General features: G+C 58.2%; 10 protein-coding genes. 7 read left to right on the top strand and 3 right to left on the bottom strand.

The annotated features are described in order from the left end of the window. Position 1: 1 nt before the first annotated feature. Both M3089_RS12285 and M3089_RS12280 read left to right on the top strand, forming a co-directional pair. Positions 2-2,131, top strand: coding sequence for a hypothetical protein (locus M3089_RS12285; protein ID WP_249084420.1), 2,130 nt, complete (start codon positions 2-4; stop codon positions 2,129-2,131). Positions 2,132-2,154: 23 nt separating this feature from the next. Further along, positions 2,155-3,636 carry a tetratricopeptide repeat protein gene (locus tag M3089_RS12280; RefSeq protein ID WP_205111245.1) on the top strand — a complete coding sequence of 494 codons (1,482 nt, stop codon included), beginning with the start codon at positions 2,155-2,157 and terminating at the stop codon, positions 3,634-3,636. 34 nt (positions 3,637-3,670) lie between these two features. Here the strand turns inward: M3089_RS12280 and M3089_RS12275 are convergent, their stop codons facing one another. Next, positions 3,671-4,189 carry a gamma carbonic anhydrase family protein gene (locus tag M3089_RS12275; RefSeq protein WP_205111247.1) on the bottom strand — a complete coding sequence of 173 codons (519 nt, stop codon included), beginning with the start codon at positions 4,187-4,189 and terminating at the stop codon, positions 3,671-3,673. Between the two features lie 126 nt (positions 4,190-4,315). On the opposite strand from M3089_RS12275, the gene M3089_RS12270 reads away from it, so the two are divergent. Continuing rightward, complete coding sequence (locus tag M3089_RS12270) at positions 4,316-4,687, top strand: thioesterase family protein (protein ID WP_249084418.1); 372 nt, start codon at positions 4,316-4,318, stop codon at positions 4,685-4,687. Between the two features lie 333 nt (positions 4,688-5,020). After that, complete coding sequence (locus tag M3089_RS12265) at positions 5,021-5,584, top strand: four helix bundle suffix domain-containing protein (RefSeq protein ID WP_249084416.1); 564 nt, start codon at positions 5,021-5,023, stop codon at positions 5,582-5,584. A gap of 177 nt (positions 5,585-5,761) precedes the next feature. On the opposite strand, the gene M3089_RS12260 is transcribed toward M3089_RS12265, so the two are convergent. After that, entirely contained in the window at positions 5,762-6,754 is a 993-nt protein-coding gene (locus M3089_RS12260; RefSeq protein WP_249084415.1) for a malate dehydrogenase, read from the bottom strand. A gap of 155 nt (positions 6,755-6,909) precedes the next feature. Between M3089_RS12260 and M3089_RS12255 the strand changes: the two genes are divergently transcribed. The 3 genes from M3089_RS12255 to M3089_RS12245 all read left to right on the top strand — a co-directional run bounded on the left by M3089_RS12255 (position 6,910) and on the right by M3089_RS12245 (position 14,728). After that, positions 6,910-8,697, top strand: a complete 1,788-nt coding sequence (locus tag M3089_RS12255) for an aminopeptidase P family protein (RefSeq protein WP_249084414.1) — start codon at positions 6,910-6,912, stop codon at positions 8,695-8,697. A gap of 823 nt (positions 8,698-9,520) precedes the next feature. Further along, positions 9,521-12,592: a SusC/RagA family TonB-linked outer membrane protein gene (locus M3089_RS12250; RefSeq protein WP_249084413.1), complete on the top strand. Its 3,072-nt coding sequence runs from the start codon at positions 9,521-9,523 to the stop codon at positions 12,590-12,592. 15 nt (positions 12,593-12,607) lie between these two features. Next, positions 12,608-14,728 carry a RagB/SusD family nutrient uptake outer membrane protein gene (locus tag M3089_RS12245; protein WP_249084412.1) on the top strand — a complete coding sequence of 707 codons (2,121 nt, stop codon included), beginning with the start codon at positions 12,608-12,610 and terminating at the stop codon, positions 14,726-14,728. Positions 14,729-15,090: 362 nt separating this feature from the next. Here M3089_RS12245 and M3089_RS12240 read toward each other — a convergent pair whose 3' ends face one another. After that, positions 15,091-16,122, bottom strand: coding sequence for a hypothetical protein (locus tag M3089_RS12240; RefSeq protein ID WP_249084411.1), 1,032 nt, complete (start codon positions 16,120-16,122; stop codon positions 15,091-15,093). Positions 16,123-16,825 lie beyond the last annotated feature (703 nt).

Below are 16,825 nucleotides of genomic sequence, written 5' to 3'. Positions count from 1 at the left end.
GATGAAGTTAATGTATATTCCTGTATCTGTGGTGATGCTATTTGGGTCGTGCTTTGTCCCAATGGCGTTGGCCGGCTCGGTGTCGGGGCTTTTGCCGGCCCATGGCTGTGGCGTTGCGGCCGTAAGGAAGCTGCCCTGCACCGTGGCCGACTCTGTCGGTTCCGAAGCTTCGGGGCCGGTGGCCGGCAGTGGCGCCGCCGCCGACACAGTGGCATCGAGGCGCGGTGGCAAGGGGACAGGCTTCAATGCCCTCGACTATGTCATGGAACGCCGTTACCTTGACCGTGGGTCAGAGCTCAGCTCACCATGGTACAGCCGTGTGTTCCTTGAGGGAGGCATCGGTGTCGAGAAGATGGTGCCGCCAACCGACGACTATGGGTTCGGCGCATTGGCGTCGGTGCATTTCGGAGTGGGCAAGCGGTTGGACCGCCTGAACACATTGAGATTGATGCTACACGGCGACTTAGGCTACCAGCAGGGCAACAACCTCATGTTGGCAAAGGGAGGCGGACGCTTTGATTACCTTTTCAGCTTGTCTTCTTATTTTGACGGCTATGCCCCGACGCGCCCGCTCGACGTGTCGTCCGTCATCGGCCTTGGCGCACAGTTGTCACGCCAGCGCTACAAGCCGGGCTGGCGCAAGTCTTTGGAAGGTCACTTCGGCATACAGTTTAAGTTTTACACAGGGCCCCAGGCATTCGTCACATTCGAGCCTTACGTAGGCATTGGCACCGACCAGATGGATGTCAGCGAGACGCTCAACTGGCGTAAGTACGACTTTTTCTACGGCGCCGGCATAAGCTATGTCTATTATCTTGGCAATACCATACCCGAGTCACTGCGTCGCAAGCTGGCGCGTGAGCTGCACGGCGACGGTGCCCTGCAGCCCGACTCTACTCCTTCGTCGTGGCGAAAGCCGTGGTTCATGGAACTGTCGGCCGGGCCACATTTCATGGACGCGTCGGGTGACGAAGGCGTCTCTGTGGGTCACGAGACGTCGGTGTCTGTCGGCAAGTGGTTGTCGCCGGTGCTCGGTCTACGGCTTACGGCTTCATTGCGTTCGGCCCGGTCGTCAAAGTCGGAGGTGATGAGCGGCACCGCGTCGTACGACGAACTGTACCACAAGTTCTACGGTGGCGCCCGCCTCGATGCCCTTGTCAATCCCCTTGGGTTTTCCAAGCGGTTCTCATGGGATTCCCGTTTCGGCTTTTATGTGCTGTTCGGCGGAGAACTTGGCCGTGTATTGCGTTACGAGCCATCCGAGCGCCTTAACCGTTTTTACGGCTCGTGGGCGTTGGGCGCCCATGCCTGGGCACAGTTGTCGCCCGGCCTTCAGTTCTTTGTGGAACCGCGTGGTGCATGGTATGTGTACGACATTCCTTATTCAGACGCAGAGCGCAGCATGAGATGTACCGACACAGGGTTCTCGCTTAACATGGGCCTTACCGTGACCACGGCCAACCGATTGCCTAAGTCGCGCCGTGTCAGCGGGGTGCTCGACAGCCGCTTCAGTGTCGGTGCCGGCATGGGGACAAGCCTCAGATATACGCGCTCGGCGCTCGACGGCGCCGGCATGGGGTTCAACGCCCAGCTATGGGGTGAGTTCCGCATCGACCGCTTGTCGGCTGTGCGTGCATCGTTTGACTATGAGTCGGTGCCCACACTGCACAAGACAGGGTTCTACGATTATGCGCCTGCCGATGCCGCCGGCAACTCCAGTCGCACGTGGCGTTCGGGCGTATGGCGCCGTCGCTATGGCATGGGCATAGTGTCGCTGGACTATTCGCTCGATTTCACCGAGCTTATGGGAGGCTACAGGCCCGGGCGCGTATTCAGTGCCGTGGCATATGCCGGCCCCTCGTTGTTTATGCTTTGGGGAGAGTCGGCTTCGCTGCATCAGTCAGAGTCGTTGCCCGAGGGCCACAGCACTGCGCTGGCAAAGCCTGTTGACAACAAGACTGTGTTTGGCGCCAACGTAGGCGTGCGCCTCACTGCCCATGTCACGCCCAATTGGAGTGTCTATCTTTCTCCGACCCTTTATGTGTGGCGCAAGTTTGACTTGCCCGGCATCAACTTCCTTGGCACAAAGCATCTCGAGACGTTAAACCTCGGTTTGCAGTATGATTTTTAGTTCCGTGTTTGTTCCAAAGCGTTATGATTATTAAGTTCTTCAGATTATCATTGGCTGCAGTCGTGTTTGCGGCTTCGTTGCCTTTGTCGGCCCAGAGCGACCCCGAGGCCGCCATGGCAGCCTTAGACAGCGTGGTGCGCAAATACTCTCATTATAAGAATGTGCTTGACCCGTACGTAGAGAAGATATACAAGAAGTTTGACAACAACAGCGAAGTCATCACCGGCATTGCGAAGGCTTATTATTCGTTTTCGCGCCCTGAGGGTCAGATGTATTACACGTTTGTAACGCGCGACAGTGCCAACGCATATAAATACATCAACCTGGCCATAGCCAACGACCGTTCTTATGTGCCGGCATATATCCACGGCGGCGACATACAGCTGACCATGGGCAACCGCGATGCAGCCCTCGACTGGTACAGGCGTGCCATCGCAGCCGACAAGTTTGTGCCCGACGGCTACCTGTCTTACCTCGACGTGGCACTCGATGCCGATTCTTCTGCGGCTGTTTCGACCATGTCGTCCATTCGCGACTGCCTGCCCGCTTACCCTGTGGAGCTGGCTGTTGCCCGGGCCTACGAGCGGAGGTCTGACGTGAGGCGCGCCATCGGCTTTTACGACAAGGCCGACAGGGACAGCATGGATGTCGACGACCTTGTGAGTTATGCCATCTACCATTACCTGTTGGGCAATTTCGACAGCAGCCTTGGCGTGGCCCTTTATGGCCATGGCCGGTTTCCGGGTAATGCGGCCCTTGACCGTCTGGCATTCTGGAACTATACCGACTTGAAGAAATATGATGAGGCCCTGGAGTTTGCCGGTCTCCTGTTTCATGATGCCGACACCGCCGACATTCAGTCGAAAGACTATCTGTACTACGGTTATGCTTACCTTGGCAAGCAGCGTTACGCCGACGCTGTAGACATGTTTGGCAAGGTGGCTTCGTTTGACGATGCCACAGAGAAAGACAAGGTCACGGCCATGCAGGAGATTGTGAAGGCCTACAGGGAGCTTGGCGATTACGACAAGGCCGAGGTTGCGTGCTTGGCTTACATAGACAAGCGTCAGAAAGACAGTCTGCTTTCTGCTTACGACCTTAACCTGCTGGCTGAGATATACATAGAGAAGGGTGACACTCTTTCTGGTGAGGGGCGCGCTGAGGCATGGCGCCGTGCCGACTCGGTGCTGACGGTCATGTCGGAGCGTTTCCCTGCGAATGCCGACTATGCCCTATACCGCCAGCTTACATTGGCCAACGGCCAGGACCCTGAGTCGGCCAAGGGGCTTGGCGTGCCTTATGCGCAACGTCTCATTGCCGTTGTCGAGGCTATGCCCGATCGCACGAGCCTTGCCGACGAGCGCATGAAGGCAGCCTGCCATTACCTTGGTTATTACTACACCTTTGTGGCCAAGCAGCGCGCCCGCGGCCGCGTCTACTGGGAGATGGTTCTCGAGATAGACCCCGACAACAATGCAGCCAGGACAGTGCTTGGCCTGAAGTGATGGGCGGTGCTTGTCGGTGTGCGCCGCAAGCCTGTCAGGGCTGTGGCGTCACCGGGCGGTACCACCTTGAGTATTCCACGTAGTGTTGGGCGAAGCTTTCCGCCTGTCCTTCGCGCGCCATCTTGATGAACTTGGCCGGTACGCCGCCCCACAGTTCGTGGTCGCCTATCTTTGTGCCCTGAAGAACCAGGGCGCCGGCTGCCACGACGGCTCCGCGGCCCACCTCGCATCCGTCGAGCAGTGTGGCTCCCATGCCTATGAGGGCCCCGTCGTTGATGGTGCAGGCATGCACCGTGGCGTTGTGGCCGATGGTCACATCGTTGCCTATCACCGTTGGGCCTGTGGTGTTGGTCACATGGATGCAGGCTCCGTCCTGCACGTTGGTGCGGTGGCCGATGGTTATGGGGGCCACGTCGCCACGCACCACGGCGTTAAACCAGATGGAGCACTCGTCGCCCATGGTCACCTCGCCCACGATGGTGGCGTTTTCGCTGAAGTAGCAGTCTTTACCCCAATGGGGTGTCAGTCCGTTGATTGGTTTTATCAGTGCCATTTCTTTTGCGTTGTTGTTTATTTGTTTGATATTGCAAAATTAGTTTATTTTCCTCAAAAGCGTGTCGTTTTGTTTTGCGCTTTTCGGGATATTTATTAATTTTGGGTTTGCTTAGAATATTATCTTATGTTAGAGACAGGACTTTCACACACAAGCAGTGTGGTCGTCAGCGACGCCAACACTGCCATCGCCCTTGGTTCGGGCGACATGCCGGTATTAGCTACACCCGCCATGCTTGCATTGATGGAAAATGCTGCCATGCTTGCCGTGGCAGCAGAGTTGCCCGAGGGTAGCACTACTGTTGGCGGGCAGATTTCGTCTTCACACCTTGCGCCGTCGCCTGTCGGGGCTGAGGTGAGGGCTCGCGCCACTCTCGAGAAGATTGACGGCCGCAAGCTTTACTTTAATGTCATAGCTCTTCAGGGCGACAAGGTGATTGGCGAGGGAACTCACCTGCGCTTTATTGTCGACCGCGAGCGGTTTATGGTGAAGCTGTAGAGTAGGAGGCTTAGGAGGCCTGGGAAGCCTGGGGCTTTTAGGAAACTTAGGAGGCTTAGGGCTCTTAGGAAGCTTAGGAGGCCTGGGGCTTTTAGGAAGCTTAGGAAGCTTAGGAATCCTAGGAATCCTAGGAAGCTTAGGACTACTGTTTGGAAGCGCGAGGCGCCCGTTACCTTGGCTCCTGTGAGCGAGAGAGGGGCGGCTGAGTGGGCGTTGGGTTGCTTGCTCCTTGATATGGCCGGATGTTTCCTCTGTGCTATAAGGCGCTTTGCGCATCTCGATGTCTTCTGTGCGCGAATATTACTAAAATACCTACCGATAAATGACAAGCCTATGATTGACCCGAAGCGTGACTTTATTCCGCTGACACAAAACTATGACCGGTTGAAGGCGTATCAGAAGAGTGAGTGTATATATGATGTCACTTACTATTTTGCACATCGCTTTCTTGGCCGGGGTGACCGTACTGTCGACCAGATGGTGCAGGCTGCACGCAGCGGTAAGCAGAATATTGCTGAGGGCGTTGAGGCCGGCGCGACGTCGTGCGAGACTGCCATTAAGCTTGTGAATGTGGCCCGTGCCAGTCTGCAGGAGTTGCTACTTGACTACAAGGACTATCTGCGGGTTCGCAACCTTGAGTTATGGTTGCCTGGCTCGGATAAATATGAGCAATGCCGGAGGGCTTGCATGGCTCACAATGAGTCCGCTTTTTATCGCAAGGCTATTGCTGTGCGCACCGATACTGCCATCGCTAACATTGCTATTACGCTGATTTATCAGGCTGATGTGTTGCTGCGCGGTTTGATAGAGAGGCTGAAATGCGACTTCGTTGAGCGGGGTGGCATAAGGGAGGAGATGACGCGTGTGAGGCTGCAGAGCCGAAAAGGGAGGAAGTGAAGAGGGAATTTTAGGAAGACTAGGGAGGATGGGAGGCTTAGGAAGCTTAGGATTTTTAGGAAGCCTAGGAAGCCTAGGAGGCTTAGGGCACTTGGGCGGCGCCGGTTGGCAAAAAAATGGCGCGGGCAATGTGATGCCTGCGCCATTTTTTAGTTGTTTTATCTTGCTGGATGTTGATTACAGGTTGGGGTTAACCTTGCTCCACTCCGAGATGGCCGGAACGATTTTCAGTGTAACCAGCTCGTCGCGCATCTTGCAGAGGTGCTCGTAGCTTGCGTCAAGCTTGGCGTTCTCCTCGGCAGTGCCCTGCGGAACCTCATAGTGTGCACCGGTGGTGTCGAGCGTGGTGGCCATGGCCATCATGATGTGGTTGTACTTGTCGTTGCTTACGTATGTGCCAACAGGGTACTTGAACGGCTCGCCGCCCATGACGGCACGTATCATCTCTACCGACAGGTAGGCAGGGCTCTGGAATGAAGAGCGTCCGCGGAGCTCGATGATCTTGGCACCGCCCTGTGTAACGTCTTTCTTCATCTGCTCCCACTCAGCCTCGGGGAACTCGTCGGTGCCGATGATGTCGGTCAGCTTGCGGCCGTCGATGGTCACGTGTGAACCGAACACAGCCATCTGCTCGCCGTGGCCTCCGTAGGTGGCGCATCCCTTAACCTCGCTCTGCATCACGTTGAACTTCTTTGCCAGGGCGCTCTGCAAGCGTGTTGAGTCGAGGGCGGCCAGCGTTGTCACCTGCGATGGTTTCAGGCCGGAGTACAGCAGTGTAACGAGTCCGGTGAGGTCGGCCGGGTTGAAGATGATGACCACGTGCTTAACGTCGGGGCAATACTGCTTGATGTTCTTGCCAAGACCCTCGGCTATCTCGCAGTTGCCTTTCAAGAGGTCTTCGCGGGTCATGCCGGCCTTGCGTGGAGCTCCGCCGGATGATATGATGTACTTGGCATTGGTGAATGCTTCCTCGGGGTCGGTGGTGGCTGTGATCTTCACATCGCCGAACCCGCTCTGGCGCATTTCCTCGGCAACGCCTTCCGGTGAGAACACATCGTAAAGACAGATGTCACTTGTCAGGCCCATGGTGAGGGCTGTCTGAACCATGTTTGAGCCGATCATGCCGGCTGCGCCTACGATTGTCAGTTTTTCGTTAGTTAAAAATGCCATAATCTTTATTATATAATGATTAAACGTTCCTGGTCACTCAAATTCAGCGCAAAGTTAAGAAAAAAAAGTGTATGCTGTGTGTTTATATGGGCTTTAATTTGTTATTAATTCTGAAAAGTAATACCTTTGTAAAGTCTAATTTACAATTTCACGCGATGGATGATAACATTGAAAACAGATTGACTGAGTTGCGGGAGGTGATGAGGCGCGAGCGGCTCGACGCCTTCATCTTTCCCAGCACCGACCCTCATTGCGGCGAGTACGTGCCCGACCACTGGAAGTGCCGCGAGTGGGTGAGTGGCTTTGGCGGTTCGGCCGGTACGGCGGTGGTGACATTGGACGCTGCCGCCCTGTGGACCGACTCGCGTTACTTCATAGCTGCCGAGGAGGCCCTTCGCGGCACCGGCTATGTGCTCATGCGCGAGCGTGTCGACGGCACTCCCGGCGTTGCCGAGTGGATTGCCCGTCAGCTTGCCGTGAGCGGTGGCACGGCGGCCGGCATCGACGGCATGGCTGCGCCTGCCTCCATGGTCGATGCCCTTGCCGCCGAGCTCCGCAGCCGGGGCGGCATCACCCTGCGCACCAACTTCGACGCCCTGGCGCCGGTGTGGACTTCGCGCCCGCCGTTGCCCCGCGGTGCCGTTGAGATCTACCCCGAAAGCCTGGCCGGCGAGACGGCCGTGTCTAAGCTGTCGAGGCTGCGCGCGGCCCTGCGCGCCGACCACGCCTGCGGCATGCTCATGTCGTCGCTCGACGACATTGCATGGACGCTCAACCTGCGCGGCACCGACGTTCACTGCAACCCCGTCTTCGTGGCTTACCTGCTGATGGAGGGCGACCGCACGACGCTCTTCGTCGACCAGGCCAAACTCTCGCCCGAGGTTTCCGCCTACCTTGCCTCTGTCGGTGTGGGCGTTGCCCCGTATGCCGACGTGGCCCGGGCCTTGAGGGCCTACGGCGAGTACAGCCTGCTCATGGACCCCGCCGCCACTTGCCACACGCTGTTCAACGCCGTGCGCGGGGTCGAGGTGGTTGGGCTGCCGTCGCCCGTGGCAGCCATGAAGGCCGTGAAGACCGGCGCCGAGATCGAGGGCTTCCGCCGTGCCATGCTTCGCGACGGCGTGGCCATGGTGCGCTTCCTGCGCTGGCTGCGCCCGGCTGTCGAGGCCGGCGGCCAGACCGAGATGAGCGCCGCCGCCCGCCTTGAGGCCTTGCGCGCCGGGCAGCAGCTGTACCGCGGGCCGTCGTTTGACACCATTTCGGCCTACGCCGACCACGGTGCCATAGTGCACTACGAGCCCACACCGGCCACAGATGCCCCCTTGCGCCCCGAAGGGCTGCTGCTCGTAGACAGCGGCGCTCAGTATCTCGACGGCACCACCGACATCACCCGCACCATCGCCCTCGGCCCGCTAACCGAAGAGCAGCGCCGCGTCTACACCCTTGTGCTCAAGGCCCACATAGCCCTCGAGCGCGCCGTCTTCCCCGACGGGGCTTCGGGCACGCAGATAGACGCCATAGCCCGCGAGCCGCTATGGCGCGAGGGCCTCAACTACCTGCATGGCACGGGCCACGGAGTGGGCTCGTACCTCAACGTGCACGAGGGGCCCCACCAGATACGCATGGAGTGGAAGCCGGCCCCGTTGCGTGCGGGCATGACCGTGACCGACGAGCCCGGAATATACCTCGCAGGGCGTTTCGGCGTGCGCACTGAGAACACACTGCTCATCGTTCCCCATGCCGAGACCGAGTGTGGCCGCTTCCTGGCCTTCGAGCCGCTGACGCTGTGCCCCATCGACCGCGAGCCCATAGTGGCCGAAATGCTCACCGCCGGCGAGCGCGAATGGCTCGACGGCTACCACGCCACGGTCTACGAGCGCCTCTCGCCGTTGCTCACCGCCGACGAGTGCAGCTGGCTGGCCAGCGCGTGCGCTCCGCTCTGACCCACAGCTGCGGGGCGGCCCGGCCGTGGCCGCGCCCGTGGCTGTAAAATGTTTTTTACCTTCCGAAAGCCGTCCCGCCCGTTGGCCAACTGCCTGGTTTGCAGTGTGCCATCCGGACAGGGCGGCTTTTGCCGTGCAATACGGCCGGTTTCACGTTGTGGAACGGCCCGTCTTGGGTTGCAGCACGGCCCGTTTCGGCCGACAATACGACCTTTTTTATAAAATGTAATGTAAATTCGCAGCCGTGGCCCATGGCCGCCGCGGCTTGCAGTGCCGCCGTGGCAGCCATGGGCCGTGGCTGTGGCGCGCATGCCAAGGTTTCCCCACGGCTCTCACCCCGGCTGCCTTAGCCCACCGCCCCGTTTGCCCCCTGGCGTCAGCCCGGCCCCCACAACATCCGATTTCCTTGGCCGCCATCTGCCTTTGCGGCATGGCCAATGGTGGCCCGTGGGCTCTGCGCAAGCAGGCAGACCCATGTGCGCGGCAGTCGGCAAGGCGTTGGCTTAAGTTCATATATACGGTTTGGGTTAAATAATGTGGCAGTTTTTAAATACTGTTTCGGTAGTTCATATTCAGAAATAATATCTACCAAAACTCCTGTTTTGTGTATTATTGGACAAATAATGCAGACAGACGTCAAATAATTTAGTGTATGCCACATTTAAAAGGCATAACTTTGCAAGAGCAATTCAAGCAAAAACCAATTAACGCCAATAGTAAATTAACTTAAAACGAACTAAAAATGGGTAAAGATTTGTTTTCAAAACACACTGCCCTGCCTGCCGTTTTGTTATGTTCAGCCTTAGCTTTCCCACCCTTGGGGATGGGCCAGGTTGGCGCTGCCACAGCAATAGCGGAGCAAGTAAGGACTGTGAAAGGTTTTGTGGTCGACAATTCCGGCGAGCCGGTGATAGGCGCCACGGTAAAGGTTGTGGGCACGGCAAACGGCGCGGTCACCGACCTCAACGGCGGATTCACCCTGTCGCGTGTGGCCAAGGACGCCGTTATCGAAGTGTCCTACGTCGGTTACATTTCTCAGAGGGTGAGCACAGCGGGCAAGACAGACATCAGGGTGACGCTTCAGGAAGACAACAAGGCCCTCGACGAGGTGGTCGTTGTGGGCTACGGAGTGCAGCGCAAGAGCGACGTCACGGGCGCCCTGGTGCACCTGGACTCCAAGTCGCTGACGGCCATGCCGGTGAAAGACGCCCTTGAGGGCATGCAGGGCAAGACGGCCGGCGTGGACATCACCAACTCGCAACGCCCCGGCACGGTGGGCCGCATCACCATCCGCGGCCAGCGTTCCATCGGAGCAAGCAGCGCCCCGCTGTATGTGGTCGACGGCATGATCATACAAAACGGCGGCATTGAAAACATCAACCCCCAGGACATCGAGAGCATCGAGGTGCTCAAAGACGCCTCGGCCACGGCCATATATGGTGCCCGCGGAGCCAATGGCGTGGTGCTTGTCACCACCAAGAAGGGCAAGGCCGGCGAGGTGACACTCAACTATTCGGGTGCCGTGACCATATCTACGCTGCACGACGTGACCAGGATGATGGACGCCCGCCAGTGGTTGGACTATGCCCGCCGTGCGGCCTACAACTATGGCGGCTACGGCGACCCCAACTCGGAGTTTGCCCCCGACTATGCCAGCGACCAGAAACTGTTTGGCGGAGAGCCGGCAAGCTGGGCCAACATCGATAAGGCATGGGTAGACGGCAAGTACCATCCCGAGCTGGTGGGCTCGTACGATTGGACTTCGCACGGCAAGCAGACGGGCGTCACCAACGAGCACACGCTGAGCGCATCGGGCGGCACCGACAAGTTCAAGGGGTATGGCTCTTTCGGCTACCTGGGCCAGAAGGGGGTGCAGCCGGGGCAGAAATACCAGCGCTACACGCTCAACACGTCGTTCGAGGCCAACCCTGTCGATCCGTTGCGCCTGGGCTTCACCATGAACGCTTCGTACGGCGTGCAGGACTACGGCTACAACTACAGCAAGTCGGTGACAGGTGCCGGCGATTACTATTCGGCGTTGAACGGCATGATTCCATGGACGGTGCCATACGATTCCGACGGGAAATACATACGCAACCCGTGGTCGTACAACGTAAACATCATCAACCCCATCGACGAGTTGAGGTACAACACCAACAAGCGCAACGACTTCCGCATCAATGGCAGCGCCTATGCGCAGGTGGACTTCGGAAAGGTGTGGGCGCCGCTCGACGGACTGTCATACCGCCTGCAGTTCGGCCCCGAGTTCCAATACTACCGTCTGGGCATTGCCAACGCGGCCGAGGGCATCAACGGCGACGGCAACAACGTGGCTCAGTATAATCCCTCGAACAAGGTGGCCTGGACGCTCGACAACCTCATTTATTACAACAAGACCGTTGCCGACAACCACCGCATAGGCATAACCCTGTTGCAGAGCGCTTCCAAGTACCACTATGAGAACGGCAACATCAAGGCCTACGTGGCCAGTGCCGACGAGCTTTGGTGGAACACGAGCTCGCTGAGCAAGCCGCTGCAGTATACCACCGGGCTTACCGAGACGCAGCTGGCTTCATACATGGCGCGCATCAACTACACCTATGCCGACAAGTATATGCTGACCGCCAGTGTGCGCTCCGACGGCGCATCGCAGCTGGCCCCCGGCCACAAGTGGGCGTCGTTCCCGTCGGTGGCACTCGGATGGCGCGTCACCGAAGAGCGTTTCATGCAGAAGGCCGAGTGGGTGAGCAACCTGAAGCTGCGCCTGGGCTATGGCGTTTCGGGCAACTATGCCGTGTCGGCATACGCCACGCAGGGCGCCGTGCAGTCAAACGTGTACACCTGGGGCGAGTCGACGTCGGTGGGATACCTGCCTTCCGACGCATCGGCAAAGAACCCAAACAAGATGGCCAACCTCGACCTCGGCTGGGAAAAGACACGGCAGTGGAACGTAGGGCTCGACTTCGGGTTCATAGGCAACCGCATCAGCGGTACCGTAGACTACTACCACAACAAGACCACCGACCTGATACTGGCCACGACCATACCGTCGCTGTCGGGTTATGTCAGCACTTTCGCCAACGTGGGCGAGACATCCGGCTGGGGCGTCGACCTGCAGCTGAACGCCATACCGGTGAAGACGAAAGACTTTACGTGGACTACCAGCCTCACATGGACCATCGACCGCAACCGGGTAGACAAGCTTAACAACGGCGTCGAGGAAAATGTGAACGACCGTCTATTTGTCGGCGAGGAGATAGGCGTGTACTATGACTACGTCTACGACGGCATCTGGAAGTCGTCGGAGGCCGAAGAGGCGGCCAAGTACGGACGCAAGCCCGGCCAGATAAAGGTGAAAGACACCGACAACAACGGCAAGATTGACGCCAACGACAGGGAGATTGTTGGCAAGGTAAGGCCACGGTGGTCGGGCGGATGGCACAACACGTTGAGCTACAAGAGCTTTGAACTGTCGTTCTTCATATACGCCCGGTGGAAGTTTACAGTGCCCAAGGGAGCCGAAACCCTGGGCGGCATGTATGCCATGCGCGACCTTGACTACTGGGTAAAGGGCGCCAATGAGGATGCAGAGTACTATTCGCCCGGCTCAAACGGGCAGTCGGCCGATGCCTACTCGAGCTCGATGAACTACCAAGACGGCTCGTACATCAAGATGCGCAACATCTCGCTGGGCTACACCTTCCCCAAGGCCATCGCGGGAAAGATCGGCATGAGCAACCTCAAGGTGTACGTTCAGGCCATGAACCCCTTCACCATCTACAAGAAATGCAAGTGGCTCGACACCGACCTCATGAGCTATGACAACAACACAACGACCTATGGGTCGGGCACAACGATAAGGAGTTGGGTCATCGGATTAAACATCGGATTCTAAAAAAGAAGATTCATAATGAAAACAAACAAGATATTCTTCGCGTCCATCCTTGTGGGGGCGACATTGGGAACAGCCGTGACGTCGTGCAGCGAATCGTTCCTCGACGAGGAGTTGATAACGGAAAAGGGCACCGCATACTTCAATACCGAGGCGGGGCTCAACGACTTGGCCACGGGCACATACCAGAAGCTGAAGTTCAAGTTCAACTATGTCTGGGGCTACAACATGTACAACATGGGCATCGACGAGTTCACGGGCGGCAACAACGACATGGCCGCATGGAACCACTATGGCTCAGACCTGAACTCGGGAGAGACGTCGTCGAACCAGCCTTTGTGGGACAACATGTACGGAACCATAGAGCCTGCCAACATATTGATACAGAACGTGGAGCGCTACTACAGCAAGGGCAGCGACAAGTATGGCTGGCGCCTGGGCGAGGGCTACTTCTTCCGGGCCTACGCCTACTTTGAGTTGGTAAAGCAGTTTGGCGGCGTTCCGCTCAAGCTCGAGCCGAGCAACGGCAAGATAAACTACACCTACACGCGCAACACCGAGGAGGAATGCTTCGCACAGATAATATCCGACTTTGAGCGGGCGTACAGCTTGCTGCCCGAAAAGCCCGAGGACAACCAGCTGGGCCGGCTCACCAAGTCGGCTGCGGCCCACTTCCTGGCCAAGGCCCACCTGTTCCGCGCTTCCGAGCTGCACGACTCTTGGAACGCCCCCTATAAAGATGCCGACCTGGCAGCGGTCATAAGGTATGGCGACGAGGTGATAAAGGCCCACCCGTTGTGCGCCAACTTCCAGGAGCTTTGGGATTACACCGAGCCCGACGGGGCCAACGAGAAGGTGGCCGAAGTGGTCTTGGCGGCCCAGTTCTCGGACAACAGCGACTCCTGGGGGCGCTTCGGCAACCAGATGCACCTGTGCTTCCCGTCGGTTTACCAGAACCTGGCCGGCATGAAGCGCGACATCTCCGGCGACCGCGAGTTCAGCTATGTCAGTGCCACCGAGTATGCCATGCAGGTGTTCGACCGCGTCAACGACTCTCGTTTCTGGAAGTCGTTTGTCACCAAGTACGGCTGCAACTACACCAACGGCGCCCCTAAGTGGGATGCCGATGCCATGGCCAGGAACCCCGGCGAGTATCCTGCCGAAGCCAAGGCCGGCGAGCATCGGTTTGTCGGAGGGCAGATAGGGCTCAAGTATATAGTAAACAATCCGGGCGACCCGCGCTTCACTCCGGGTCACGACAAGGACGGACGTGAGACCAAGTCGGAGGATTACGTGCTCAAAGACGGCAAGGTTTGCCCCGAGCACACGTTTGTGCGCTACTATGCGGGCCAGCCTTTCCAGTGGAACACGGCCCGTGACAACACCACCCACTCGGGCAACTACTACACCATCTATCCCCACAACCGCGGCGTGGCACTGTCTAAGTTCCGCGACGGCGCGCGCAACTCTGTTGCCTCGCAGTTTGGAACCCGCGACGCCATCATTGCCCGTTCGGCCGACGACGTGCTGATGGTGGCCGAGGCATACATACGCAAGGGCGATTACGACAAGGCCATAGTATATCTCAACATGGTGCGCGACCGCGCCGGATATGCCGAGGGTGAAGACCGCTCGGTGAGCCGTGACGGAGGCCAGGCATACAAGAAAAACCCCGTTTGTGCCAACAAAGGCGGCGGATTCTCGGCCGAGGGTGCCATCTATACCGACGAGAACACCTACTTCGAGTCTAACAACATGCCTGTGACCACAGCCTCGACAAAGGGCCGGATGCACCTGGGCAGCGTGGCCGACATATTGAACTCCGAGGCCGACAAGCCCATATACGAGGCCCTGAAGTGCAACACCGACGCAGAGAAGATGATGTGCTTCCTGCTCAACGAGCGCACCCGCGAGCTCATCGGCGAGAGCCAGCGTTGGGAAGACCTGGCCCGCACCAAGACGCTCGAGGCTCGCTGGAATGCGTTCAACGACGGCTCGCAGCGCGGAATAGGCAAGTTCGACCCTGCCAAGCACTATTACCGTCCCATACCGCAGTCGTTCCTCGACGGCATAACCAATGCGGGCGGGGCTTCGCTGAGCAAGGAAGAGAAGGAGAAAATGCAGAACCCGGGATATTGAGCCATTGGCTTTCGGAGGCTGTTGCTATACATTCCGCTGCCTGCCGGGGCCGGAATTCGAGGCCGGATTGGCTGCCTGGCCGGGTGCACGGCCGGTTTGCCGCAAGGCGGGCGTGCGGCCATGGCTGCAGGGCCACCCGGGGCGGCGCCGACAACAACTACTTAAAAATGTAAACAGACAGCTTCTCAGCCCGGCCTGACAGGCAAGACGGCCCGCCACACACGCTGTGGCGGGCCGTCTCTGTTGCATCCGGGCCGTTGCATCCCAAGCCCGTCGGATGGCGTTGACGTGAATGTAGGCTGTAGCCCGGGCCTGGGCCGCAAACCCCATTGCGGCCTTTGGTGCGGCGGCTGATGGCAAACTCAATTGGCCAATGGCTCAGATTTGCATGTAACAATCCAGTCGTCGTTCATGGCCCTGGCCGCTATTTTCACCCACTTGCTGCCCCGTGGGTCGGCCATCCGTGTGCCGTTGCCCTTTGAGTACATGCGCATGGCGGCCGAGAAGTCGTGGCCGCATAGCAGCATCGACATATAGTCGCGCTGCTGGTTGAACTTCAGCACGAGGGTGTTGCGCCCGTAGCTGCCGGCAAACAAGGGCTCCCACCACAGGGCGTCCATCTCGCCAAACCAGTCGTTTTCCACTTTCGCTGCCTGTTCGTCGTCTATCTCTACTGTCACTGTGTTGCCGTCGAGCCAGTACTTGAACGTCATCCACGGTTCGGCCTGGAGAGCGCCGTGCCCCCTCAGCCCCACCGTGAGCGTGCCGTCTTGGTTGAAGCACAGTTCCAGGGCCTCGTAGTCGCGTGCCAGTTGGCGCGCTATGTAAGTCATGGCACTGTCTACGGCCATGCTTGCGCTGTACTTCTGACCCTCATATTCCACCTCGTCCATCCCGCTGACGTAGGTGTTGGCCCATCCGTCGGTGAACGGGAACGTGAGCTTGCGGCCCAGTGCCGGGAAGCTGCCGCGCCTCTCTATCCTGCAGGCTGCCCTCACCGTGGCATACGTCTCGCCGTTGGCCGGAGGCGTCCATGTGCCTTCCACGCTGAGGCGGTAGTTGTCTGTGCTGTCGGTTCCCGCGAACCTCACGCAGCCCTCGGCCGGAACGGTAGTCACGGTGGCGTTCCACTCCGTCTTGTCGGGGCTTATGCCAACTATCTTCATGTCCATCTTCGTGGTGTCGTCTGCATTCTTCGCAAACTCCACCATGCAACTGTAGGTGTCGGTGCCGTTCACGGTCACTTGCTGTGAATAGCCTACAAGTTTGGGGTTGCACATCTCCTGCGGGTCGGTGAGCGCGGGGGCATTGCCGTCATTGCTGCATGCCGTGGCCGCCAGGGCAATCGTCATTGCCGCTGCCAGCCTTGCCGCTGTGTTTCGTTTTCCTTTCATGTTGCTGTTGTTTTTAGTCGTTATTATGTTATGGTTGGCGTGCCTCACGCAATTGTTGGCGTGTGGATGGCCGGTAGCCCGCCTGTGCCGTAGAGGCCGTCCTTGTGTTGCCGGTGGCTCCGTCCTGCTGTGGCGTGGCCGTCTGTGGCTGTTGCGGTGACAGCGCGAGGCTTGTAAAAGTCGATGGCTCTCATGATTCTTTGTGGTTAATAGGGTGATTTTGTTTCGTCAGTTCGTTTGCCATGCTTTTGCCACAAGCCGGCCGGTGGTGGCGCACTTGCGTGGCTATGGTGGAATATTGATATTGTTATTCCACAAAAATAGCATTTTTATCGGTAAATTTTAATGGTTATGGGTTGAAAAAACTAACGTTCGAGGTGTAAACATTATTTCTCGGCATGTCCGTTTCGGTGTGGCGCCGCAACGTCGTGGCCCACAGGCTGTTGCGGCGTTGCCCGTTGCCCTTTGCGATACGGGCCGTTTTTCACGGCCGAACGGCCCGTATTGTGGTGCGTTTCGTGCCGTTTTGCGCTGCGGTATCGGTAGGGCTGGGGTTAGGGTAAACATTTTTCTGCCAATGCCTCTGCCTGTTGTCCTGGCATGCTGGGGCGCCATGTTGCTATGCCGGCATGCCTGTGCGGCCTAAACGGCCCTCGGGGCGTCAGGGCTTTCAGGCCGTGCTGCGACAAGCGCCGCCTATTAT

It is taken from the genome of Marseilla massiliensis, from assembly GCF_023336985.1.
Classification (GTDB): domain Bacteria; phylum Bacteroidota; class Bacteroidia; order Bacteroidales; family Bacteroidaceae; genus Prevotella; species Prevotella intestinigallinarum.
Note: the sequence above shows the minus strand (reverse complement) of the source record. Positions and strands in the feature narration are given on the sequence as shown.